Genomic DNA, 24,754 nt, shown 5'->3' on the forward strand with positions numbered 1-24,754 from the left:
TATAATTACAAAAATGTTGTGAACAAGTAATAACGGCAATTGATCATTTGAGAAACCTCGAAATTATTTAAAAAAAAGGTTTTTGTTGTAAAATTCAATAAAAAGAGAATATATTTTTAATTAACTGTATTGTGGAAATGATAATTAATTAATTTTGTGGGGGATAGTGGGGGAAAAATCCCGATAAAACGAAAAGTTAATATAAATGTCATTTTTCATAGGTAAGGAGATATATTCATTAGACTCAAAAGGGAGGGTAAACTTCCCTTTAAAGATGCGCAAGGATATTGAAGGAGATGACAAAGAAAGGATGATTATTACACGCAGACCAGATTCAGAAAAATGTTTATTTATTTATCCTATGGATGAATGGAAGAATCAAATTGAGGTATTAAGAAGTTTGAATAACTATCGAGAAAAAGATAGATTTTTTATTAGAACATTTTTAGAAAATGCTGAGAGAATTGAACTTGATTCTCAATCCAGAATTTCTGTTTCTAAAGATTTAGTTGAATATGCAGAATTAAAAAAAGAAGTTTTAATAATTGGTGCAATGGATCATATAGAACTTTGGAATCCAGAGAATTATTTTACTTATTGTAAATCGAAAGAAGTTGAATTCCCGAATGTTACAGATGAAGTTTTAGGGAAGAGTATCTAGAATTTTAAGTCAACTAGAAATAAACAAAATTAATAAAGTGGGCAACACAATTTTTCTTTCATTAATATTAATTGAAAGGAATATGCCTGCCTAAATAAATAAATTTTTCAATACCGGTATCAGTGAAAAATAATTACCATATTCCGGTTCTTTTAAAAGAAAGTATTGAATTATTAATTACAGATTTAAATGGAACTTATGTTGATGGAACTGCAGGAGGTGGTGGACATACATCTTTAATTTTAGATTTAATTTCCAAAGATGGTTTTGTTTATGATTTTGATGCAGATGAAAAAGCAATTGAATTTGTAAAAGAGAGGTTTAAAGATAATGTCAAAATTAATTTTTCTGCACATCAAAAGTATTTTACAGAAGCAGTAAATTTTCTAAAAGAAAATAATATCAAATTAAATGGTGTGATTCTAGATTTAGGTGTTTCGAGTAGACAATTAGATTCTTCTCAAATTGGGCTAAGTTACAGAAGTGAAATGCCATTAGATATGAGGTTTAGAAGAAGTGATGATAAAATTTCAGCCAAAGAATTTTTGAATGAAACAAACGCTGAAGATATTGCAGATGTTCTAAGAAAATTTGGCGAAGAACCAGCAGCATGGAAAATTGCACAAGCAATACATAACAAAAGTAAAACTAAAAAAATTGAGACAACCTTAGATTTAAAAAATATTATTGAAGATGAAATACCACAAGTATTTGTTGTAAAAACATTAACAAGAGTTTTTCAAGCTCTAAGAATATTTGTGAATAATGAAATGGATGAACTAGAAAAGGCTTTAAGTGGTTACACAGATATTTTAATTGAAGGAGGGAGAATTGTTGTACTAACATATCACTCAATTGAAGATAGAATTGTTAAATATTCTTTTAGGGATGAAATGAAAGACTGTATTTGTCCTCCATTTGTACCGAAATGTATATGTGACAAAGAACAGCGACTTAAGATAATTACAAGAAAACCAATAGTTCCAGGAAAGTTGGAATTAGAAAATAATAAGAGATCAAGAAGTGCTAAGCTGAGAGTTGCTGAAAGAGTTCTATCAACAAAAAAAATGAATTGATTAAATTCTAAGTCAGGTCATTTGTTGGTAAAAAAATATAGTTGATTAAATATTAAGGATTGAATAATAAATCCCAAGAAAATTAAAGTGATAAGATTGAGAGATGAAAATAAAGCAATAGCTAATAGAGCTCCTTCTAAACAACTCTTTTTAAGAAGATGGACGATTGTTATAGTGTTAGGGTTGATGGCAGGGTTGGCAGTTTTGTATATTTCAAATACAATTGTTGTGGATAAAGCAATTAAGAAAATAAATGACTTAGAAAAAGAACGTAATTCAATACATGCTAAAAATGAACAATATCGAGCAGATGTATTGAGGTTAACAGCATTAGATTATATTGGACCTGTAGCTCAGAAGAAGCTCGGGATGCGGTTTCCCAAAAAAGCAGCAATAGATTTGACTGAACCAACGTATTGATATTCATTTAATAAGAAAATAGTTTATAAATATAATAGTTTAGAATAATAGTAATATCCAAATTTGAAATCAAAAGATTTAAATATTGACAATTGGCGAACTAACTCAGTTTTATCATTACTAATTGGTGCCCTATTAATTATGGGAGGAAGGTTGGTTTGGTTGCAGATTATAAAAGGAGATGATTTTGTTAGCATGGCAAAAAAGCAGTATGAATCTGTTGAGCCACTTATAGCAACTAGAGGAATAATCTTTGACTGTAACGGACATATACTTGCTACAAATAATGATGTTTACACAATTGCTATCGATCCTAAATCTGTACAGAATCAAACTGATTTATCAAAGTCATTATCAAAATATCTGAAGATTAAATATAGTGATGCATTATCATTAGTTACTTCAAAAGATACCAGGTATGTTCCTATAAAAGGTAGATTCAAATATTCAGTTGTGAGTAATTTAGAAGGAATAGATAAAGGTATAATAATAAGGAAACAAATTAAACGCAATTATGAATATGGTACAATTGCATCTCAAATTCTTGGTGGAACAAATATAGATCTAAAAGGTATAAGTGGTTTAGAACAATATTATGATAAAGTTTTGAAAGGTGAGAATGGATATATGATAATGCAAAGGGATAGATTAAGCCAAAGGACACCAAGCGTAGATTTACCAAAAGTACCAGCAGTAAATGGAGAAGGTATTGGGCTAACAATAGATATTAATATCCAACAAATTGTTGAGGAGGAACTTCTTAAAGGTGTAAAGAATGCTGGAGCAGCTTCTGGAACTGCAATTGCGGTTGATCCAAGAACAGGAGAAGTTCTTGCTTTAGTAAGTTTACCTACCTATAATCCGAATGATTTAAGTTCTATGAACAATAATAATTCTAGAATGAGGGCTTTGGTAGATAATTATGAACCTGGCTCTACAATGAAAGTTGTAACTGCTTCAGCTGCTCTTCAAGAAAAAGTAATCAATGTAAATGAAAAAATAAATACATCGACAAATAATTTATTGCCTTATCCAATTTCCGATGATCATAAAGTTGGAACAATAGATATCAATGAAGCAATGGAACAATCTAGTAATGTATTTTTTGCAGATGTTGCATTAAAGATTCCTAATCCTAAGTTTAGAAAATATATTAGAGATTTTGGTTTTGGCATAAATACTGGGATAGATTTACCTGGTGAAATTAGTGGATTTGTTTGTAAAGGAAAAGATTTTACAAGACAAATGCAAGCTTACAATGCTCATGGTTACGGTCTATCAGTTACTCCTTTACAAATGGTTATGGCATACTCTGCAATTGCAAATGGAGGAAAAATAATGAAACCATTTATTGTTAAAAAAATATTTAATAATAATGGATCTATTAAAGAAGAAATTAAACCTAAAGAAATTAGGGAGGTTGTAGTCCCTGAAGTTGCAGCTAACGTTAGAGATATGCTTGTACGAGTTGTTGAGGGAAGTAAGGGAACTGGCAGAAGAGCTTCAGTACCAGGCTTAAGGATAGCAGGAAAAACAGGGACAGCAAAATTAGTATTAGATGGAAAGTATTCTGAGAATTACAATGCATCATTTGTTGGCTTTTTTCCTGCATACAAGCCTAGTATCTCATTATTGATTCTATTGAATTCTCCTAAGAATGCTTTTTATGGTGGTGAAGTAGCAGCTCCAATATTTGGTGAAATTGCAAAAAGAATTTCAAGTGCAAAAATGAATGATACTGACCCAAATTTTATAAAGTCAGTAAAAATAATGACAGAGAAAATTACTCCAGATTCTTTACTTAAAACAGAAGTGATAGTTCCAGACTTAAGGGGAATGAATCAAAACTCAGCAATATCAGTTGCGGACATTTCTAATTTAAGAATACTCAGTAATAATGAAGGTTCGATTATAGGTTGGCAATCACCAGCCCCCGGCACTAAAGTAAAAATTCAATCTGCAATTAAAATAAAGTTAATCTCTCAAAATTTATGTTATAAAATGCCAGATCTTAAAGGTCTTTCTATTAGACAAGCTTTGAACATTTTGAGTGTATTTAAATTGAGAAGTAATATTAAAGGAAGAGGTGTGGTAATGAATCAAACCCCAAAAGCAGGAACTTTGCTTGATGGGAAGATTAAAATTTTAATAGAATGTGGATAAGTAAATTTAAATCTATTAATATAATTGTAAATATTAATGTTCATTTAAAAAATTCAATAATGTTTTGATTCTAAAAGATTTAATAAAAAGTATTGATAGAGTTAAAAGTGTCAATGGCACTTTAAATAATAATGTTAATAAAATTTGTTATGATAGTAGAAAAGTAAATTCAGAAGAAGATTTGTTTGTTGCAATAAATAGTTTAGATGATAATGCTTTACAGTTTATTCCACAAGCAATTGAAAATGGATCTAGAGTTATAGTTTTTGACAACAAAGATTTAGTAGATATCAATGAATTAAAAAAAATAAAATTAGATGAGGAATTTACATTTATAGAAGTTGAAGACGCAAGAGTTGCAATGGCTCAGTTATCCTTTAAATTAAATGGATCACCTCAAAACAAATTAAAGTTATTTGGCATAACTGGTACTAATGGTAAAACAACAATATCATATTTAATAAAACAAATATTTGAGAATGAAGGAATAAAAACTGTTTTAATTGGTACACTTGGTGTGATGATAGAAAATGATTTTTTATCAACTGGTTTTACAACACCTGAATCACCAGATTTAGCAATAATATTGAATGATGCAATTGAAAAAGGATGTAAGGCTGTGGTTATGGAAGTATCTTCACATGCTTTAGCTTTGAATAGAGTTTTCGGAATTAATTTTAACGGAGCTATCTTTTCCAATATCACAATAGATCATTTAGACTTCCATAAAACATTTGAAGAATATTTAAACACTAAGTTGAAATTGTTTCAAAACCTTGATTCTAATGGTTTTGCAGTAATTAATATTGATGATAATTATGGGGATAAGTTTGTGGATATGTGCAAAACTCAAGCAATTACATATGGTAAACAGAAAGAAACATCTGCTAGAATAGAAAATATCAAGTTAGAATTAGGCTTTACAAGGTTTGATTTAATTATGAAAAATGGAAATTGTTACAATCTTCAAACAAAATTTACAGGTGAATTTAATGTATATAATGTTGCTTCAGTTGTAGCATTATGTGATTGTTTAGGGTTTGATAAGATTAGATTAACAAAAGCTGTGAGTGAATTAATCGGAGTTCCAGGTAGAATGGAAACTTTTAAAAGTTCAATAGGATTTAATGTTATTGTTGATTATGCACATACTCCAGATGCTATAGAAAATGTGTTAGTTACTTTAAGAAATTTGATAACTAATGATGGAAAAATAATTTGTGTTTTTGGATGTGGTGGTGATAGAGATAAATCTAAGAGACCATTGATGGGTGAGGTATCATCGAGATTGTCAGATAAAGTTATAGTAACATCTGATAACCCTAGAACTGAAAATCCTCTTGATATTATTAATGAAGTTGTAACTGGAATTATTGATAAAAGTAATTTTTATGAAATTGAAATTGATAGGGAAGTTGCTATTAAAAGAGCAATAAAGATTGCAAATAAAAATGATATTGTTCTAATTGCAGGCAAGGGACATGAAGATTATCAAGTTATAGGAAATCAAAAAATTCATTTAGATGATAGGGAAATCGTTAGAAAATTTCTTAATATAAATTCAAATGATTGAAAATGAAAAAGTAATAATTATTTTATTGAATGAAAATTGAAGAATAAAAGTATAAAATATATAACAGAAAAACTTGGTGCATTTGTAATTGCAAATAATCAAGATGATATTAAAAAAAAGATTCTTGATTTTTCAACTGATACACGAGCATTATTTAAAGGGTCAGCTTTTGTGGCACTTAAAGGAGAAAATTATGATGGACATGAGTTCATTAATATTGCTTTTGATCTGGGGGCATCAGCTTGCATAGTAAACGAAAATTGGTACAAATTAAACAAAGGTAAATATTTTATAAAACCATTGATAGTTGTTAATGATACCCTTCAAGCATTTGGAGATATTGCAAATGATTATAGGAACAATTTCATTTTCCCAATTATTGCGGTTGCTGGTTCGAATGGGAAAACTACAACTAAGGAATTACTATCAGATATTCTTTCAAGTAAGTATAATGTATTAAGAACTGAAGGGAATTTGAATAATCTAATTGGTTTGCCAAATATGCTCTTAAGATTAAATAACAATTATAATTGTGCAGTATTAGAAATTGGTACTAATTCTCCAGGTGAGATTGAAAGGCTTTCAAATATATTAAATCCAACACATGGCACAATTACAAACATTGGAAAAGAACATTTAGAATTATTAAAGAATTTAAAAGGGGTTGCAAAAGAAGAAGGAGAATTGTTTAATTTTTTAAAAAATAATAATAGGACTTCATTTGTAAATTTAGATGATATTCACATTTCAAAGATGGGCAAATCAATTAAAAATAAATTTACTTATGGTAAAAAAATTAATGCTGATTTAAAATTAAAAGTAAAAAAAATAAATGAATATGGTGCACCAGAAATTAGTTTGAGTTATAAAACTGGAAATAGAGTAAATGAAATAATTTCTCAGTTAAAAACTCCTGGAGTTCATACAGCAATTAATGCAACAGCAGCTACAGCAATTGCCTTAGAGTTGGGGGTTAGTAAAAAGAAGATAACTAAAGTTTTAAAAAATTTCGAACCAACAGAATATAAATCTGGTTACGCTAGATTATCAGTAATCAATTTAAAGAATTCTTCAAGGATTTTGAATGATACTTATAATTCAAATCCAGATTCAACTTTAGTTGCTTTGAAAACATTATTTGATATGAAAATTAGAAAGGGTGGTAAGAGAATAGTGGTTCTTGGGGATATGAAAGAATTAGGTAAAATGTCGAAAATTGAACATGAATCAATTGGTATTGAATTATCAAAGTTGAAATTAGATAATGTTTATTTTTATGGAGAACAAATGAAATATGCTTATAAAAAATTTAATGATAATAGCAAAGGAATCCATTATATATCAAAGGAGAAATTAATAAATGATTTAAAGCCTAATTTTATTGCACATGATATTCTTTTAGTAAAAGGATCTAGAGGGATGAAAATGGAAGAAGTTGTAAATTCATTAAGTGTTTAAATTTCTAATTGATTTTACAAGAAGTTATTCAATTTTAAAAACTAGGTAAATCAAATAAGATAAAATGTAAGTATGTTATATTATTTAGCAAAATATCTTGACGGTATATATCATATTCCTGGAATTGGATTATTTCGATATACCACCTTTCGAGCTGCAAGTGCAGCATTAGTAGCTTTAACAATTGGGCTTTGGGGAGGACCTAAAATTATTTCTTTTTTAAAGAATAAACAGATTGGTGAACAAGGTAAAAAAGAAGCTCCAAAAAATCATCTTTCTAAAGCTGGAACTCCTACCATGGGTGGGTTAATTGTTCTACTTTCAATTACTGTTCCAGTTCTTTTATTTTGTGATATAAAAAGTGCTTTTGTAATTCTTGCAATTAGTGTTACTCTTTTCTTAGGTGTTGTTGGCTTTATTGATGATTATTTGAAAGTTGTAAAAAAACTTCCTAAGGGACTCATTGGAAGATATAAAATTGTAGGTCAAGTGTTTATTGGATTTATTCTTGGAGGTACAATTTATTTTTTTCCTGAATTTTTTTCAACTGGTTACGCTGCAATAAATACTAAAACAACTATTCCATTTATTAAGACTGTATTATTTGATTTTGGCTGGCTATATATTCCAATGGTAATATTTGTACTGACTGCTACTTCAAATGCTGTAAATTTAACTGATGGATTAGATGGCTTGGCAATTGGAACTGTAAGTATTGTAGCATTAGCAATTGGCTTAATTACTTATGTTTCAGGGAATATAATTGTAGCGAAATATTTAAATATACCGTTTATTTCAGGTGCAGATGAACTAACCATTATGTGTGCTGGATTGTTTGGAGCTTGCTTAGGTTTTATGTGGTATAATGCTTATCCTGCCCAAATATTTATGGGGGATACTGGGTCATTAGCTTTAGGTGGAGCAATTGGTTCGCTGATGATTTTAGTAAAAAAAGAATATATGATTCCAATACTCGGTGGAGTGTTTTTTGCAGAATCATTGTCAGTAATAATTCAAGTAATGTATTTTAAATACACAAAGAAAAGATATGGAGAAGGAAGAAGAATTTTTAAAATGTCTCCTTTACATCATCACTTTGAATTAAGTGGATGGGCAGAAGCAAAAATTGTTACAAGATTTATAATAGTTGCAGCGATATTAGCAATCATTGCTTTAACCACCTTGAAAATTAGATAGAAAATATAAAAAGATGAAATATACTATACTAGGTTCAGCCCGCTCAGGTACTGCTTTAGCAGGGTTGTTAAAAGAAAATAATGAGGAAGTTTTTGTAAGTGAATTAAATAAGATTTCAGATGATAATAAAAAATATTATAATTCTATTGGAGTAATTTATGAAGAGGGTGGTCATTCAGAAAAAGTATTAGAATGTGATGTGATTGCAATTTCACCTGGAATTCCGGATACTATTAAAATTGTTGAAGAAGGAGTAAAGAATGGGAAAGAATTGACAAGTGAAATAGAAATTGCTTTCAGATATTATAAAGGAAAAACTATTGCAATAACCGGAACCAATGGTAAAACCACAGTTACAGCACTAACTGGCTTTATTTTCAAATTATGTAATTATGAATCATATACAGCTGGAAATATAGGAACTCCTTTTAGTAGTGTAGCAAGAGTGGCATCAAGCATTGGTATCTGTGCTCTAGAAGTTAGTTCTTTTCAATTAGAACATGTAAAATTATTCAAACCTGTAATAAGCGTAATATTAAATATTACTCCAGATCATTTAGATAGGTATGTCAGTTTTGATGAATATGCAAATGCAAAATATAATATTACTAAAAATCAGAGTGAAAATGATATAATTATTTTGAATTATGATGATCTTAAATTAAAAGAATTAATTCCAAATAAAGGCGTAAAGAAATTATATTTTAGTCTAACTAATGAGGTTCCGATAGGTGCTTTTTTAAAGAATAATAAAATATTTTTAAAAATTGAAAATAGTGAAGGCATTGAATTTATTGAAGTTATAGATGTTAAAGATATCTTTATAATTGGTTCTCATAATTATGCAAATGCTATGGTAGCAATGTTAATTGCATATTCAATGAAAGTTCCATTTGAAATAATTTGTAAAGGTTTAAAAGAATTTAAGGGTGTCTCACATAGGTTAGAACAGGTAAGAAAACTCAAAGGAGTGAAATATGTGAATGATTCAAAAGCTACAAATGTGGATGCAACTGAAGTAGCTCTTAAAAGTTTTGAAGAACCAATTATTTTAATTGCTGGAGGAATAAGTAAAAAAAATAATTATGATTCAATTATAGAGTTAATAAAAAGTAGAGTAAAAGCTGTAGTACTGATTGGGATTGCAAGTGATGAAATGAATTTGGCATTTGAAGGTATTACGAAAATAGTAAAAGCAGGGAATGAATTAGAAAATGCTTTAAGAATTGCTCAGAACATAGCTGAAGATGGAGATGTAGTATTGTTATCACCTGCTTGTGCAAGCTTTGATATGTTTAACAATTATGAACATAGAGGGGATGTGTTTAAAGAACTAGTTATGAATTTGAAGTAATAATCTATTTAAAAATTATATAAAATTAATATTAGATTTTGAATATAGTAATTATCCAGTTTATTAAAAATTGTAAAATGAATGTTAATGAATGATAATAAAATATTGAGGCATGGTTATGTTGACTGGTATGTTCTTATAGGGGTCATATCTTTAATGTTCAGTTCATTGGCTTTTGTTTATTCTGCATCATCAAATTTTGCAATGAATAAATCTGGCTCATCAGAAGCAATTTTTTGGAATCATGTTATAAGAGTTGGATTGGCAATAATAGCAATGTTAGCATTTTCAAAAATTGATTATCATTGGATTGAAAAATTTTCTAAACCAATTTTAATATTGGCAATTGGTTTATTGATTTATGTTTTCTTTGATGGAGTTCAAGCAAAAGGAGCAACAAGGTGGATTCATTTTGGGTTCGTTTCCTTTCAACCATCAGAATTGGCTAAGTTTACACTAGTATTCCATTTGGCAGTTATGTTATCTCAAAAGAAAAATTATTTAGATGACTTTTGGATGTCTTTTATACCAATGATGGTTTGGATTGTATCAGTTTGTGTTTTAATTGCTTTGCAACCTAATTTTTCTACAATGATGGTAATATTTACTTTATCTATGAGCATGTTGTTTATTGGAAAATTAAAATTAAGATACTTTGCAGGAGTTACAGTTTTAGGATTGGTTTGTGCATTCTTTTATGCAATTAGTGCCCCTTATAGAATGAATAGATTTAAAGGGTACCTTGGTATTGTTAATTCAGATAGTTCTAATGTGTTGAGTAATCTAAATTATCAATTGAATCAAGGTTTGATTGGGTTTGGGGTTGGGAAATACTTTGGTGTTGGCATTGGGAATAGTATACAAAGAAAATATATACCAGAACCATATGGGGATTTTATTTATGCAATTGTAGGTGAAGAATATGGCTTTGTTGGAGCAGCTTTAATTCTAATATTATTTGGGTTGATTATTTGGAGAGGGTTCAAAATTTCCAAATTATCACCAGATGAATTGGGAAAATATCTATCAGTTGGTATAACTTTATCTATTGGTTTGTATGCAATTGCTAATGCTTTTGTTACCACGGGATTAGCTCCAACAACTGGTTTGCCAATGCCTTTTGTTAGTTATGGTGGGTCCTCAATAATAATTAGTGGAATGGCAGTTGGAGTACTCTTGAATATTTCGCAATATTCAAATATAATGCCAAGAAATAATTAAAAATAATTGCTAATTATTGCAAAATTTAGTTGATGGTTTTTTATAGTTAAAAGTTATTTTTTTAAAGTTAAAATTTATATGGGCAACACAAGGACAAATAGATTTCTTCTTTTTGCCGCCGGAGGAACTGGTGGGCATATCTATCCTGCCATTGCTGTAGCTGATAAATGTTATGAAATAGATCAATCTTTAAAAATTGAATTTGTTGGTTCTCACGGAAGAATTGAAGAAGAAATAATTCCACGTGAAGGTTACAAATTAAACCTAATTTGGATTAGTTCATTACAAAGGGGTTTTACTTTTAGAAGTTTGGTTCAAAATTTAACATTACCAATTAAAATTGTTGCTTCTTTTATTCAATCATATAAACTTTTAAGAAGGTTAAAACCAACTGTGGTTGTTTGTGCTGGTTCTGCTGTTTCGTTTCCAATTGGAAAAGTTGCACAATGGAAAAAGATACCAACTGTTCTTTTAGAATCTAATGCTATTCCTGGTTTGTCAACAAAAAAACTTGCTTCAAGTGCTACTCAAATTCATTTAGCATTTAGTGATGCAAAAAAGTACTTGAAAAATTGCAATACAATTTTAAGTGGGAATCCAATTAGAAAAATATTTTTTGAAAAGGTTGATAAACAAAATTCTTTATCATTTTTCGGATTAGGAAATAATTTTACAGTGTTCGTGTTTGGTGGATCTCAAGGTTCAATGGCTATTAATAATGTGATTGAAAAAATTATGGAATCTCTTCAAAAGAATGGGATTCAACTTATTTGGCAAACTGGAAAAAGTTTTTTGAGGGGTGATTTGAAAAATAAATTCATGTATAGATCAAAATATATTTATGATATGGATAAAGCATATTCAGCTTGTGATTTGGTAATTGCTAGAGCAGGTGCAACAACTATATCTGAGTTATCAGCAGTTGGAAAACCATCTATTTTGATTCCATTACCAACTGCTTCTGAAGATCATCAGAAAAAAAATGCTGAAGCATTTAATGCAATTGGAGCGAGTGAATATATTCTTGATGGAAACTTAAATGAACAACTATTTGATAAAATTATTATGTTGTTAAAGAACCCATATAAACTTAAAGAAATGTCAATTAAAGCATTATCTAATGCAAGCTTTGGTGCAGATGATAAAATTGCAAGAAGCATATTGAGCATTAATTGATGAAACAAAATTTATATAAAAAATTTGTTGATTTGAATAAGTTTGAAAAGGAACAATATCTGTTAATAAAGGTAAAATTTTTAATAATATAGAAATGAAAATATTTAAACATAAGCTAGATATTTATTACATATCGGGAATTGCATATGGCACAATTTTCCTATTATATATTATAATAAGTGGTGGTGTAATTGGAGAGATGTTTGAAGTAGTTTGGCGAGATCCAATAGTTTATTTGTTAGGAATATTATGGATTGTTTCTATCATTGCTTTAATTGCAATGGGTATTGCAAAAAGAAAAATAATCATTGATAATAAAGTTATAATATTTCATTCGAATTTAAAAGAGAGGATATTTAATCATGAAAATATTTTATGGATTTCAATTGCAAGAGAGAGTAAAGTGAGACTAAAAGAAATTGCATTACCTGTTATGAAATTCAAACTCAAAAATAGAAGAAGAGCTTTATGGCTTCGTCCTGCTGGATTTGAAAATAGTGCAGAATTAGTAAAAGAAATTAAAGAATGGGCTAAAGGAAATGATATTGTTATTAAATCAAAAAAGAGAAAGTAATTATTAAGTAGTTGAACAAAGATCAATAAAAAAAACATAAAGGTTAAACAATAATTTAAATATAAATATCAAATTGTTTAGAAGCATAAATACAGTTCATTTTGTTGGAATAGGTGGTATTGGTATGTCAGGAATTGCTGAGATATTAATTGATCAAGGTTTCAAAGTTTCTGGGAGTGATTTAAATATAACTGATGTAACAGAAAGGTTAACAATGCAAGGAGCAAAGATTTTTTCAGGTCACTCAGCTGAAAACATTATTGATGCTGATGTGGTTGTGTATTCGAGTGCTGTTAAACCTGAAGAGAATGTTGAAACTGCTGAGGCATTAAAAAGGAAAATCCCTACTATTCGAAGAGCTGAAATGTTAGCTGAAGTTACTAGAATGAAGTATGGAGTTGCAGTGGCTGGTACACATGGTAAAACAACTACTACATCAATGATTGGATTAGTTATGATTGAAGGTGGCTTAGATCCAACAGTAATTGTTGGTGGTAAACTATCATCATTAGGAGGAACAAATGCTAGGCTTGGTCATGGAGAATGGACTGTTGTTGAAGCAGATGAGTTTGATAGATCTTTTCTTACACTCTCTCCTACAATAGCAGTGGTTAATAATATGGAAAGGGAACATTTAGATATTTATTCGGATTTAGATGATATTAAAAGTGCCTTTATTGAATTTGCAAACAAAGTTCCTTTTTATGGATTTGTTGCAATTTGCTTGGATGAAACTTCATTATTAGATATAATACCATTCATTAAAAAAAGAGTAATTGGATTTGGCACAACCCCACAGTGTGATATAAGAGCAGTTGATATGGTATTTTCAGAAAGGACTGCTAAGTTTAATGTTATTTATAATGGAAAAAATTTAGGTGAAGTAACTATAGGCGTACCTGGTGAACATAATGTAAAAAACGCTTTGGCAGCTATTACTGTTGGTTTGGAAACAGGTGTTAATATTGAGGATATTGCTAAATCATTAAAAAGTTTTACAGGAGTTTACAGAAGGTTTGAAGTTAAGGGTGAGGAAAATGGGATTATTGTAATAGATGATTATGCCCATCATCCCACAGAAGTAAAAGCAACACTTGAGGCTATTAGAAAAGGTTGGAAAGATAGGCGAGTGATAGGAGTTTTTCAACCTCATACTTTTACAAGAACACGTGACTTCTATGAAGATTTTGGCAAAGCTTTCTTTAATGCTGATTTAGCAATAATTACTGATATTTATCCAGCTAGAGAAAGACCAATACAAGGAATTACTGGTGAATTAGTTTCTGAAAGTGCATCAAAATTTGGTCATAGGAATGTTGAATATGTACAAGATAAAAATGAATTAGCAAACAAAATTCTATCGATAGTTAAGAGTGGTGATATTGTTATTACAATGGGTGCAGGTGATATCTGGAAAACTGCAGATGAGGTATTAAAACAGTTAAAAATTGAATCATAATAAATACAAAATTCTCTTTTTGACAATAGAATAATAAAATAAATTCAAAAATTCAAAATTTACAATTGATAGCATTAGATGACATAAGGAAAAGTTTTAAAGGTAAGATTTCAATCAATGAACCTCTTTCAAAATATACAACATTTAGAGTTGGAGGTACTGCAGATATTTATTTGGAACCTAACGATAAAGAAGATGCAATTGCAATTATTAGTTATTTGCAAAAAATGAAAATTCCTAGATTCATAATGGGAAATGGAAGTAATATTCTAATAAGTGATGAGGGTATTCAAGGAGCAGTAATAAATTTAGAATTTGGTTTTAATAAAATAAATTATAAACCAGAATGTGAGTTAATAACTGCAGGTGCTGGAATTAAACTTGCTCAATTTGTTGATTATAGCATTTCTCAGAATAAAAGTGGAGTAGAAATGTTAGCTGGTATACCAGGAACTTTAGGAGGTGCAATTATTATGAATGCTGGTGCTTATGGTGGTGAAATTTCAGAATATTTGATTGATGTTCTAGTAATTAGAGACGGGAGTTTATTAACCATTCCTAAAAATGAAGCTGGATTTGAGTATAGAAATTCAGCATTACAAAATGATGTTGTGTTGGAAGCAACATTTAAACTTCCTGAAGGAATTAAAGAAGATTTAAAAATAAGTAGAAGAGAAACTATGTTAAAAAGAAACAATTCTCAACCTGTGCAATTACCTAATGCTGGGAGTATATTCAAAAATCCAAAGGGTACTTTTGCAGCAAAATTAATTGAGGAATGTGGACTAAAAGGGTTAAAGATTGGAGGCGCAGAAGTTAGTGCATTACATGCTAATTTTATTGTAAATATAAGTAATGCAAAAGCAAATGACATACTTCTATTGGCTGAAGAAGTTAGAACAAGGGTTTTTAATAAAACTGGTATTATGTTAGAGTATGAGATTAAGCTTTTAGGTTTTGATGTAATAAAGAACTAATCTTTGTACTGATAAATTTAATCTCACAAATGATAAAAGTTAATAGAAAAATTAGAATCAGTTTGAATTAAATAAATTAAATAGGCTTGTTTTATTGAATGAAAAAATTAAAATATCGAACGTTGAAAGGTTAAGGGTAAACGAAAGTAAAAAGTTTGCTACAAAAATTTCATGGGGAATAATTATTATTGGGTTATCAGCCACTCTTTTAGTAATGGCTAATAAATGGCTTGATAATACACATGTACAGGGTGTTCGAATTACTGGATTGAATTTGTTAGATAGTATTGAAATTTCTAAATATGCTGGAATAAATTCATATACAGCATTAAAGAATTTAAATCTAGATTCAATTGAAACAAATGTCTTAAAAAATCCATTTGTAGCTAATGCAGAAGTTTATAGAGGTGAAACAGGTAACCTGAAAATTGATATAACTGAGAGAGTCCCTATAGCCAGAGTAATTGTAGGAGATTCTGTAATGTATTCCGATTCAACAGCTAAACTTTTAGATCATAGATCCAGTTTTTCTATAATAGATGTGCCTATAATAACAGGTATTATGAGGTCGGATAAAGTGGATAGAAATAAATTATGGCAAACGTTAGAAGTACTAAAAATAATTCGTGATAGCGTTTCTGAATTAAATAGTCTTGTATCTGAAATTCAATATGCTACTGATGGAAATTTTATTATTTATTTAACTGATAATTCTATACCAGTTTTGATTGGAAAAGAATTAGAACAGTTTCCTGCAAGACTAAGGAAATTAAGAGTTTTTATGGAAAATATTTTGTCTCAAAAGGGGGGGGCACAAACAAATTTAATTGACTTAAGATGGTTTGGAAAAGTTATTGTTAAATGGAAATCTGATCAACATGAAATGGCAGATTCTTTATTAAATAATTTTGTTGATTCAAGTGTTACCACTAAAAATAATCATTATCATATACCTAGTCTAACTACCGATTTTAAATCAAAATTTAATGGTAAATCTAGCAAAAGAGAATTAACAAAAAATATAAATAAAGTTAAAGAAGTTGATTTCTATTTAAAGAATAACATTTCTTCTGATAAAAATAAATTAGATAACGTATTGAATAATAAATCAAATTCTATAAAACCTGAACTATTAAAAAATGATAAAGAAAAATCAATTATATCAAAAACAACTATTGACAAATCAAACAACAGCAGCAAAGCTATTCCAATAATTAAAAGTATTATTACTAGATTGAATAACTCTGAAAATCAAGTCAATAGAAATAAAAAAAATGAAAATACTAATGGTAGATTAACAAAGAAAATAGTTGATAAAGATGTTAAATCTAAATCGTTAAATAGCGGTTCTAAATCGAAGAAATCTGATTCGATTTCAATAAAAAAAATCATACCTAAAAGTTTAGATAAAAGCAAGAAGATTGAAAATAAACAAGTGATTGAAAAAACAAAAGATGATAAGAAATTAGCTTTAAGAAATTATGAACGTCAAAAAAGAAATCAATTATTTAATACCATTGTTGTAAAGAAAAACAGTCAAAATTCTGAAAATAAATCTTCTGAATTTATAAAAGAAAAAAATAAAAGGGTTGGGATTAAAAAAACTGAAATTGGAGTTGATAAGAATAGATAATGTGTGTTAATACTGTAACTAAGATAAAAACAAAAGATAAACTAATTAAATTAAGTACGCCCATGAATTATTGGAGCAAAAGTAATTCTTCAAAGAAGAATAATGAAGAGCGGCAAATTGTAGTCGGGCTTGACATTGGGACAAGTAAAGTATGTGCAATTATCGCCTCTCGAGGTCCGTTGGGTCCTGAGGACATTGAGGTTCTTGGTATAGGTCAAGTTCCATCTGATGGATTAAGTCGAGGAGTAGTTGTGAATATAGAAAGAACTGTTCGTTCTATTGAAAAAGCTATAGAAATAGCAGAACAACAATCTGGAGTAACAATTGGTAAAGTAACTGTTGGTATTGCTGGTGACCATATAAAAACTTTTACAAGCAGGGGAGTTGTAACAATTTCAAATGGAGAAAGAGTAGTATCTAAAGCAGACGTTAATAGGTTATTAGATGACGCTAAAAGGCTTGCTTTAGGTGCAGAAAGGAAAATTATACATGTAGTACCACAAGACTTTGTAATAGACGGACAGGATGGTATAATCGAACCTATTGGTATGGCTGGAATAAGGCTTGAAGCTAATGTAAATATAATTACTGGAATGGTTAATGCAATTCAAAATATTGATAGATGTATTGAACGTGTTGGGTTAGAGGTAGAGGAAATTGTTTTAGAACCAATAGCAAGTAGCAGAGCTATTTTATCTGAACAAGAAAAAGAAGTTGGAGTAGCACTAGTAGATATTGGTTGTGGTACAACTGATGTTGCAGTTTTTGAAGCAGGGAAACTACGATATACATCTGTTATAGGAATTGGTGGTAGAATGGTAACTGAGGATATCAGGGTCGGGTTGGGAATTATATCAGATCAAGCCGAAAATGTAAAAAAAGAAAATGGATGTGCTTTAGAATCGATGATTATTAATGATGATAAATTTTTAATTCCAAGCATTGGTGGTAGGAGAGCAGAAGAGGTTTCCAAAAAAACATTGTGTTCAATTATACAACCTAGGATGGAAGAAATTTTAGAATTTGTAGGAATGGAACTTGAAAAAAGTGGATGTTATAATAAATTATCAGCTGGTGTTGTACTTACAGGTGGGGGAGCAATGATGAGAGGTATAACTGAATTAGCTGAATCTATTCTTGGAGTACCTGTAAAAATTGGTATCCCTTCCCTTGGAAGAAGAGCATTAGCTCAGCAAGCTGAAAGCCCTTTATATGCAACAGCAATTGGATTGGTAAAAACTACATTTGATAAAATGGAGTATAAATATGTTCAAATTGAAAATGTTTTTGAACATAAAAAACATGAAACTAAAAATGGAGTAACTACTGAGTTTAAAAAAGTAGAATTTAGAAAAATTGAACCTGAAAAAACTAAGATTTTTACTCCTGAAGATAATGGTGAACCAAAAGAAAATATCTTTATTAAAATGAAGAAATTTTTCAATGAATTTTAATTAATAATCCCCAAATTATAAATTAAAAAAACAATAAATTTAGTGTTCCAATTTTTGAATTAATGTAGAAAAACAAAATTAGGAATTAGAAATTAAATAATTAAATAACAAGAACTAAGATAAACAAATAAACTGATAACACTCATCTCATTAAATTTAGAGGGTAAAAATTATGATTGAATTAGACAACAGTAAAGAATCTCACGGAGCAAAAATCAAAATTGTAGGTGTTGGTGGTGGTGGCGGCAATGCTGTAGGCAACATGATTGAACGTGGGTTGGTCGGTTGCGAATTTATTGCAGTAAATACCGACATGCAAGCACTCTCATCAAGCAAAGCTCATGTGAAAATTCAAATTGGGAAAAAACAGACCAGGGGTCTTGGGGCTGGAGCAACCCCAATTATTGGAAGAGAATCTGCAATGGAAGATCAAGAGGAATTAACTCAAGCAGTCAGCCATTGTGATATGATTTTTGTTACAGCTGGTATGGGTGGTGGGACTGGTACAGGGGCTGCACCAGTGGTTGCTGAAATTGCAAGATCTCAAGGATCTTTGGTTGTTGGTGTAGTAACTAAGCCATTTTCTTGGGAAGGAATTAAAAGAATGAATCATGCTAATGATGGAATTGCAGAACTTCGAAAGCATGTAGATACTCTTATTATAATTCCAAATCAGAAATTAACCGCGGTTATAGACAAGAAAACCAGCGTTAAAGATGCATTTAATAAAGTGAATGATGTATTATACGATGCAACAAAAGGTATTTCTGAAATTATTATGGGTCAAGGAATTATCAATGTAGATTTTGCGGATGTAAGAGCTATCATGAAAGATATGGGTGATGCAATAATGGGTACTGGAGTTGCCAGTGGTGAAAACAGAGCAACTGAAGCAGCTCAAAATGCAATTTCATCTCCACTTTTAGATGGAGTTTCTATCGCCGGATCTCAAGGAGTTCTTATTAACATTACTTGCTCATCTGATATGCCAATGATTGAAATAGATGAAGCAGTTAGTGTAATTCAAAAAGCAGCAGGTGATGATGCTAATGTAATTTTCGGATTGGTATACAATGAAGATCTTGGTGATGAAATGATTGTAACTGTAGTTGCAACTGGGTTTAACAAACCTAATCCAAATATAGTTACTGAAAACATTTCAAAATCATTAAACATTGGGAAAGATGAAGTACTTGAAGTAATAAAAAATAATCACAATTCAAACATCAACCATGAAGAACATAAACACAATAACTATGAAAGAAAAGTTATTTCAGGTAATGTTCCAAATGGCAATGAAGAGCTTGATAAATACAACAAACCAGCCTTTGAAAGAAGAAATGTAGGTATTTATAGAGGTGGATTTGATATTTCAAAAATTAATTCTGATTATCAAAATAGTCAGAATGTTAGTGAAGAAGTAGATGAAGTACAAGAGGCTCGTAAGTTCGAGAAGCCTGCTTTTCTAAGAAGGATAATGGATTAAAATTAATAAGTAGTAGAAATTAATCTTTAGATTTAATTTAAATACTTTAGAGAGAGGGTATGAACCATTATGATCTAAATAATTAAACTTACTTATGTTTTGTATTGCCCATACAAACAAAAGCCGTAACGAAAATGAGAGAGATTCGTTACGGCTTTTTTTATGAGTAAACTTTATAATTTTATATCTTTGTTGTATCAGTTTTTGCTGAAATAATAAATTTCAAAATATCTAATGATTCATTATCATTAAGCTTAGATACTTTTGACATTTGTGGTACTATCGTCTCCCATTCTTTATTAGTATGATTGTTAGGTTCAGGAATTCCATGACACCCACCACAATTTGTAGTAAATAATTTATAACCTCTTTGCAACTGTTCTAAATTTGAATCTTCCCATTTAAATTTAGCGACAACTAAATTCTTTTCAGTTGGCATTTTAATAGATGATGCACAAGCAATATAAACTAATGAGATAAAAAAAATAAAATTTGCTTTCATTTTAATAAATTAAAAATTATATGAGAAAATTAATCTAGTTTCAATTCGTTCATGTTCATCTAGTATGTATTTTTTGTCCCCTTTTAAATTTCCTATTTGAGGCATAAAACCTAAATTTAGAAACCATTTTTTTCCAGTAATATTAATTGATGGTCCTGCATACATTGTTGAGAACTCCCAGCCTTTATCTTCAGAGATTACATTGTAATTTGTTGCTTCAATTCCAATAGAAAAGTTATTCGTAATCTTATGCATAAACCCTAAATCAAATTCCAATTTTGACTCAGGCTCAAGCTCGGTACTACCTTCCTTATACTCAAATTCAAATTCTTTTTCATAAACCGCATTAAAAGCAAGTATTACGTTGTCACCAATTCTTTTATCAAGAATTAACTTAGTTTCTAGTTCTACCTCCTTTGGAAAAACTGTTAATTCAGCATATAATGCTGATCCAATAAAATCTAATATTGGATCTGACAATTTGTATTTCCAAGCATTTGCAAATCCGTTTACATTTTCAGTTTTAAGATCATTTGTGCCAGAGGTAACACTTTCTGATAATATATAAAACGATGATTGAAGGTTATCGATTACACCTAATTCAAATTCGAGTTTTTGATCTAGTCTGTGAAAAAACATATTATCCCGACCTAACCTAGAAGTTGTTTGGTACTCAATATCAATTGAATTTTTTGGGAGTATATTAGTTTGATATGTTCGATTAAAAACTCTATCTTGAGCAAATAAACAATTATTAAAAATGTTTATTATGAGATATAAAAAAATAAATACCTTAAGCATTTGTTTGTTACATTTAATATGTTGAAATTCTTATTTAGACTAAGTCCAAATATATGAAAAATATACCAAATAAAAAAACTCCATTTTAAATTTATTTTTGGTAAACTTAATTGGAGTTACAAGAAGTAAGTTATTTGATAACTAATTATTTATAACAATTGACTTTAAAAACTTATTGCCAAATAAGTCTTTTACTGATAAGAAATATAAACCCGAACTTAAACAATTTGATAAGTCAATAGTAAATTCTTTAACTATTAAATTGTTATGTTTTAGAATAGTATTTCCAATTAAATCAATAACTTGAATTTCATTTAAAAAATTGTTAGATACAATTTTTACAGATTTCCCTGATTGAGCTGGCTGAGGAAACAAACTAAAACTAAATTTATTTTCTATTTCATTAACAGATGATATTGAAGGAGTCATCCAAAAAACTAATTGTTTGAAAGAATATGGTTCATAAACAGAGTCAGCTTTATCACTCCCAACAAAAACAGAAACTTTGAATGGTCCATAATTTATATAACTACCATTTATAAACTCACTTTGAAGGATTTTAGTTTTTATAAATCCAAATTTATCTGTGAGTCCCCTGAAAAGCTCAGTTCCATTTGAGTTAACTACTCTTACTGCAATATTAGATAATGCAATAGAATTGGTATCATTAACAACAACTTCAAGTGTAGAGAATCGTCTAAATACAGAACCATTTTCCACTTGAATTTTCTTATCATTTACATTACAATCGGTACATGTAACATAGGAGTTTCCAGAGACTGATATATCTTTATCTGAGGAGAGTTCACAACTAGTTCCGTAAAGTTTAAGAGTATCTTTTAGACCAGTTTTAATAAAAATAGAGTTATTAGTTGCTCCTATAGAAGTAAGAAATTTGATTATTGAGTTCCCATTTTTATTAATAGTTATTATATTATTAGAGTTACCAGTAACAACCAAGCCATCAATATTGTATGAGTTTGAATTAAGTATTAACCCATCTTTTACATTTCTAAACAGGCAATTATTAAAATTAAATGTGCCATTTTTTAAATCAATTTTTAAAGAATCATTTCCATCGGAATTGAAAATAGAATTCGAAAAATTGGAAATTGAAGTTCCATCAATAATTAATTTAAATGAGTCTCTAACATCCAAAAAAGAGTTACTAACATTGAATTGATTCAAACCTGAAACTAATAAAGATCCACTTGCATTTATCCAATTATATTTTTTAGTTAAAGAAGAATTGATATTTCCATATATAGAATCTGTAATCAAAGTATTAAGTACAAATAAAATTGTATCGTTACTCTGGGAATCAGTTAATTCAGTTTCTATTAAACCTCCAAATTGAGTACTATCAGAAATATTAGCGCTTACGAATAAATCAGTTTCAATATTTTTATCTAATGAGAATGATGATGGAGATGATGTAGCATTCCATTTGGAATTCGAACTTGTAACCCTTGATTTATAATTGTTCAAAAATTGGGATTCATTTATGATTGGGAATCTATAAAGTATAAATTCATTTGATGAATGAATTGCAAAGCCATTAATAATCTCATTTGTATGACTGATTTCATTTGAAGATAAAAATAGTTTTTCATCTTTATCAAAGAATGTAGATTTCTTCTTTTTATTTTTTTCTACAAATTCATAAGAAAAACAATTTATTGGAATACTTGCAAGGCAAATTTTACTTTTGGAGTCTACAGATGGTTTGTAATCCTCTACTAAAACGAGTGTATCAATTTTTTTCCCATTTTTACATAAAGCAATTACCTTATAAGTTTTATCTGAATTTCGGACTCCATTTGATGTGTTCTCAAGATATAATGCTTGGCTATAATGAACTGAATCAACTTCTTTGTTCCCAACTTTAAGTTTCATTTTAACACATATTCTTTCAACATAAACATCTATATCACCACCAGAAGTTGAAACTTTCGAAGTTGCAGTTTTATTACTTGTTACATTAGTAATTCTAAGAGTATCATTCAATTTTTTAATTTGAGGGTTTGGACCAATTATTTTAGGATCATTTTTGCTTTGTACAATAACCCAAGCATATAGTTCACATAAATCGGTATGTGTATCACGATTTAAATTTGCTAAAGGATCTTTACTACATTTTTCTAATGCTTTTTCCCAAGGTGTACCTGTCCCATCACCATCGTATGGAGTTGGGTGTTTATCATCAGAACTAGTAATCACAACACCTTTAATTCCCTTTTTAACAAGTTGAGAGATAATTCCACCACTATAACAAGCTGTAATTTCTATGCAAACTTCAGTAATCCCATTATCTTTTAACTTACAAACAAGTTTTTCAAAAGTCATTAACACTAATTTTTTTCTGTTTTCATCCCACAACCAAATTCCATCATTTTTCTCCCCAGGTGCTCCTTTACCATGACCCACATATTTTATAAAGAATTTTTTACAAGCTTTACCCTTATATGAGTCAATAATATCGCAAAGTTCTTTTGAAGTCAAGCCACAATTATTTTCACCGCGATGAACTGCAATATTTGCTCCATTAATTTGTGGACCTGTAGGGCTTCCATTAAGTCGTTCCTTCCATTTACAAATATCATTATCAATAACCATTTTTTCAACTTCTTTATCAGTACCACCTGAAAATGCTATTGCCCAATCAGATGAGTTACTTGTTGGAACTTCTTTATAAGGATTTACTTTTGGAATGCAATTATTCTGTTTCCCATAAACTTTATTGTCGTTAAAAGTACAATCTGGACCAAAATGTGGTAAAACATTATTTATTAATGGGTACGATTCAGCATTGGCAACAACTTGAATTTTCCCATCTAATGCTGATGCAATTATAATTTTACATGGATGGTTAAATAATTGATTCGGATATTCATCTAAAAAGAATAGATAAGAATGCTCTTTAATAATAATTGTTTGGAATTCTTCATCTAAAGTACTAATCGAATCTCCTGAATATAATAAAGAATCTTTTGATATCGGATTTGGTAATACATAAAGGTTGATACTATCTTTTCTGGTGTTTAGTTCTATAACTTGCTTGATTACATTTAATGATACTCTTTTGATTGACATTGGAACAACCATGAAAGTTACTTGAGCTTGATTATTCTTTTGAATTGGATCTTGTTGAGTTTGAACATTAACTCTAAAACCGAAAGAACCCAAACCTACTGGATTCCAAGTTTGTTGGCTAGTGAAATCTTCTTGAACCCCAGGTTGTAAAGGACGTCCTAGTATAGTTCCTGGGGAAATTGGTTGGTTGTTTGAATTTAAAAAATCATACTGACAATTGAAACCGTCATTTTGCAATGGTCCGTTGTTAATTACAGTAATTATTGGAATTATTGGTGACCCAATTTCAACCTTAATTCCAGGCACTTTAATACCTTGAATGGCTAAATCAGATTGGGCATTAACTCTATTAAAAAATAGAAATGCAAGTAATGTTAGTATGCTAGTTATAGCATAAATTTTTAAGAATAATTTTTTCATAACTTCTCATTCAAAACTATTAGTTAAGATTATTTTTAATATATACTACCTAGTCA

Annotated in this window: 19 protein-coding genes; 16 read left to right on the top strand and 3 right to left on the bottom strand. The window is 29.4% G+C overall.

Translation table 11 applies throughout. From position 1 onward, the window contains the following. Positions 1 to 205: 205 nt before the first annotated feature. The 16 genes from mraZ (at position 206) to ftsZ (ending at position 19,882) form a co-directional block, all read left to right on the top strand. Positions 206 to 661, top strand: coding sequence for a division/cell wall cluster transcriptional repressor MraZ (mraZ, locus tag IPP08_00500; GenBank protein QQS66691.1), 456 nt, complete (start codon positions 206 to 208; stop codon positions 659 to 661). 122 nt (positions 662 to 783) lie between these two features. Further along, the gene (gene rsmH, locus IPP08_00505) at positions 784 to 1,737 is read left to right on the top strand and encodes a 16S rRNA (cytosine(1402)-N(4))-methyltransferase RsmH (GenBank protein ID QQS66692.1); all 954 of its coding nucleotides are present in this window, start codon (positions 784 to 786) and stop codon (positions 1,735 to 1,737) included. Between the two features lie 87 nt (positions 1,738 to 1,824). Beyond that, positions 1,825 to 2,157 carry a hypothetical protein gene (locus IPP08_00510; GenBank protein QQS66693.1) on the top strand — a complete coding sequence of 111 codons (333 nt, stop codon included), beginning with the start codon at positions 1,825 to 1,827 and terminating at the stop codon, positions 2,155 to 2,157. Positions 2,158 to 2,220: 63 nt separating this feature from the next. Further along, on the top strand, positions 2,221 to 4,320 hold the full coding sequence (locus IPP08_00515) for a PASTA domain-containing protein (protein ID QQS66694.1): 2,100 nt from the start codon (positions 2,221 to 2,223) through the stop codon (positions 4,318 to 4,320). A gap of 64 nt (positions 4,321 to 4,384) precedes the next feature. Continuing rightward, positions 4,385 to 5,893: a UDP-N-acetylmuramoyl-L-alanyl-D-glutamate--2,6-diaminopimelate ligase gene (locus tag IPP08_00520; GenBank protein QQS66695.1), complete on the top strand. Its 1,509-nt coding sequence runs from the start codon at positions 4,385 to 4,387 to the stop codon at positions 5,891 to 5,893. Positions 5,894 to 5,929: 36 nt separating this feature from the next. Beyond that, positions 5,930 to 7,351, top strand: a complete 1,422-nt coding sequence (locus IPP08_00525) for a UDP-N-acetylmuramoyl-tripeptide--D-alanyl-D-alanine ligase (GenBank protein QQS66696.1) — start codon at positions 5,930 to 5,932, stop codon at positions 7,349 to 7,351. Positions 7,352 to 7,423: 72 nt separating this feature from the next. Next, entirely contained in the window at positions 7,424 to 8,548 is a 1,125-nt protein-coding gene (locus IPP08_00530) for a phospho-N-acetylmuramoyl-pentapeptide-transferase (protein ID QQS66697.1), read from the top strand. Positions 8,549 to 8,561: 13 nt separating this feature from the next. Next, the gene (murD, locus tag IPP08_00535; protein ID QQS66698.1) at positions 8,562 to 9,902 is read left to right on the top strand and encodes a UDP-N-acetylmuramoyl-L-alanine--D-glutamate ligase; all 1,341 of its coding nucleotides are present in this window, start codon (positions 8,562 to 8,564) and stop codon (positions 9,900 to 9,902) included. A gap of 87 nt (positions 9,903 to 9,989) precedes the next feature. Next, entirely contained in the window at positions 9,990 to 11,123 is a 1,134-nt protein-coding gene (locus tag IPP08_00540) for a cell division protein FtsW (protein QQS66699.1), read from the top strand. 78 nt (positions 11,124 to 11,201) lie between these two features. Then, on the top strand, positions 11,202 to 12,299 hold the full coding sequence (gene murG, locus IPP08_00545) for an undecaprenyldiphospho-muramoylpentapeptide beta-N-acetylglucosaminyltransferase (GenBank protein QQS66700.1): 1,098 nt from the start codon (positions 11,202 to 11,204) through the stop codon (positions 12,297 to 12,299). Between the two features lie 94 nt (positions 12,300 to 12,393). After that, positions 12,394 to 12,873: a hypothetical protein gene (locus IPP08_00550; protein ID QQS66701.1), complete on the top strand. Its 480-nt coding sequence runs from the start codon at positions 12,394 to 12,396 to the stop codon at positions 12,871 to 12,873. Between the two features lie 73 nt (positions 12,874 to 12,946). Further along, positions 12,947 to 14,332, top strand: a complete 1,386-nt coding sequence (locus tag IPP08_00555) for a UDP-N-acetylmuramate--L-alanine ligase (GenBank protein QQS66702.1) — start codon at positions 12,947 to 12,949, stop codon at positions 14,330 to 14,332. A gap of 65 nt (positions 14,333 to 14,397) precedes the next feature. Further along, positions 14,398 to 15,309, top strand: coding sequence for a UDP-N-acetylmuramate dehydrogenase (gene murB, locus IPP08_00560; protein QQS66703.1), 912 nt, complete (start codon positions 14,398 to 14,400; stop codon positions 15,307 to 15,309). Positions 15,310 to 15,403: 94 nt separating this feature from the next. Beyond that, positions 15,404 to 16,942 (top strand): FtsQ-type POTRA domain-containing protein, encoded by a 1,539-nt coding sequence (locus IPP08_00565; protein QQS66704.1) that lies wholly within the window; start codon positions 15,404 to 15,406, stop codon positions 16,940 to 16,942. Further along, complete coding sequence (gene ftsA, locus IPP08_00570) at positions 16,942 to 18,396, top strand: cell division protein FtsA (GenBank protein QQS66705.1); 1,455 nt, start codon at positions 16,942 to 16,944, stop codon at positions 18,394 to 18,396. The genes IPP08_00565 and ftsA overlap by 1 nt, the downstream gene beginning before the upstream one ends. A 172-nt stretch (positions 18,397 to 18,568) precedes the next feature. Then, positions 18,569 to 19,882, top strand: a complete 1,314-nt coding sequence (ftsZ, locus tag IPP08_00575; protein QQS66706.1) for a cell division protein FtsZ — start codon at positions 18,569 to 18,571, stop codon at positions 19,880 to 19,882. A 181-nt stretch (positions 19,883 to 20,063) separates the two neighbouring features. On the opposite strand, the gene IPP08_00580 is transcribed toward ftsZ, so the two are convergent. The 3 genes from IPP08_00580 to IPP08_00590 form a co-directional block, all read right to left on the bottom strand. Then, positions 20,064 to 20,384 carry a c-type cytochrome gene (locus IPP08_00580; protein ID QQS66707.1) on the bottom strand — a complete coding sequence of 107 codons (321 nt, stop codon included), beginning with the start codon at positions 20,382 to 20,384 and terminating at the stop codon, positions 20,064 to 20,066. 9 nt (positions 20,385 to 20,393) lie between these two features. After that, complete coding sequence (locus tag IPP08_00585) at positions 20,394 to 21,185, bottom strand: hypothetical protein (GenBank protein ID QQS66708.1); 792 nt, start codon at positions 21,183 to 21,185, stop codon at positions 20,394 to 20,396. 141 nt (positions 21,186 to 21,326) lie between these two features. Next, positions 21,327 to 24,698 (bottom strand): T9SS type A sorting domain-containing protein, encoded by a 3,372-nt coding sequence (locus IPP08_00590; protein ID QQS66709.1) that lies wholly within the window; start codon positions 24,696 to 24,698, stop codon positions 21,327 to 21,329. Positions 24,699 to 24,754: the final 56 nt, after the last annotated feature.

Source organism: Chlorobiota bacterium (assembly GCA_016700335.1).
Lineage (GTDB): Bacteria > Bacteroidota > Ignavibacteria > OLB7 > OLB7.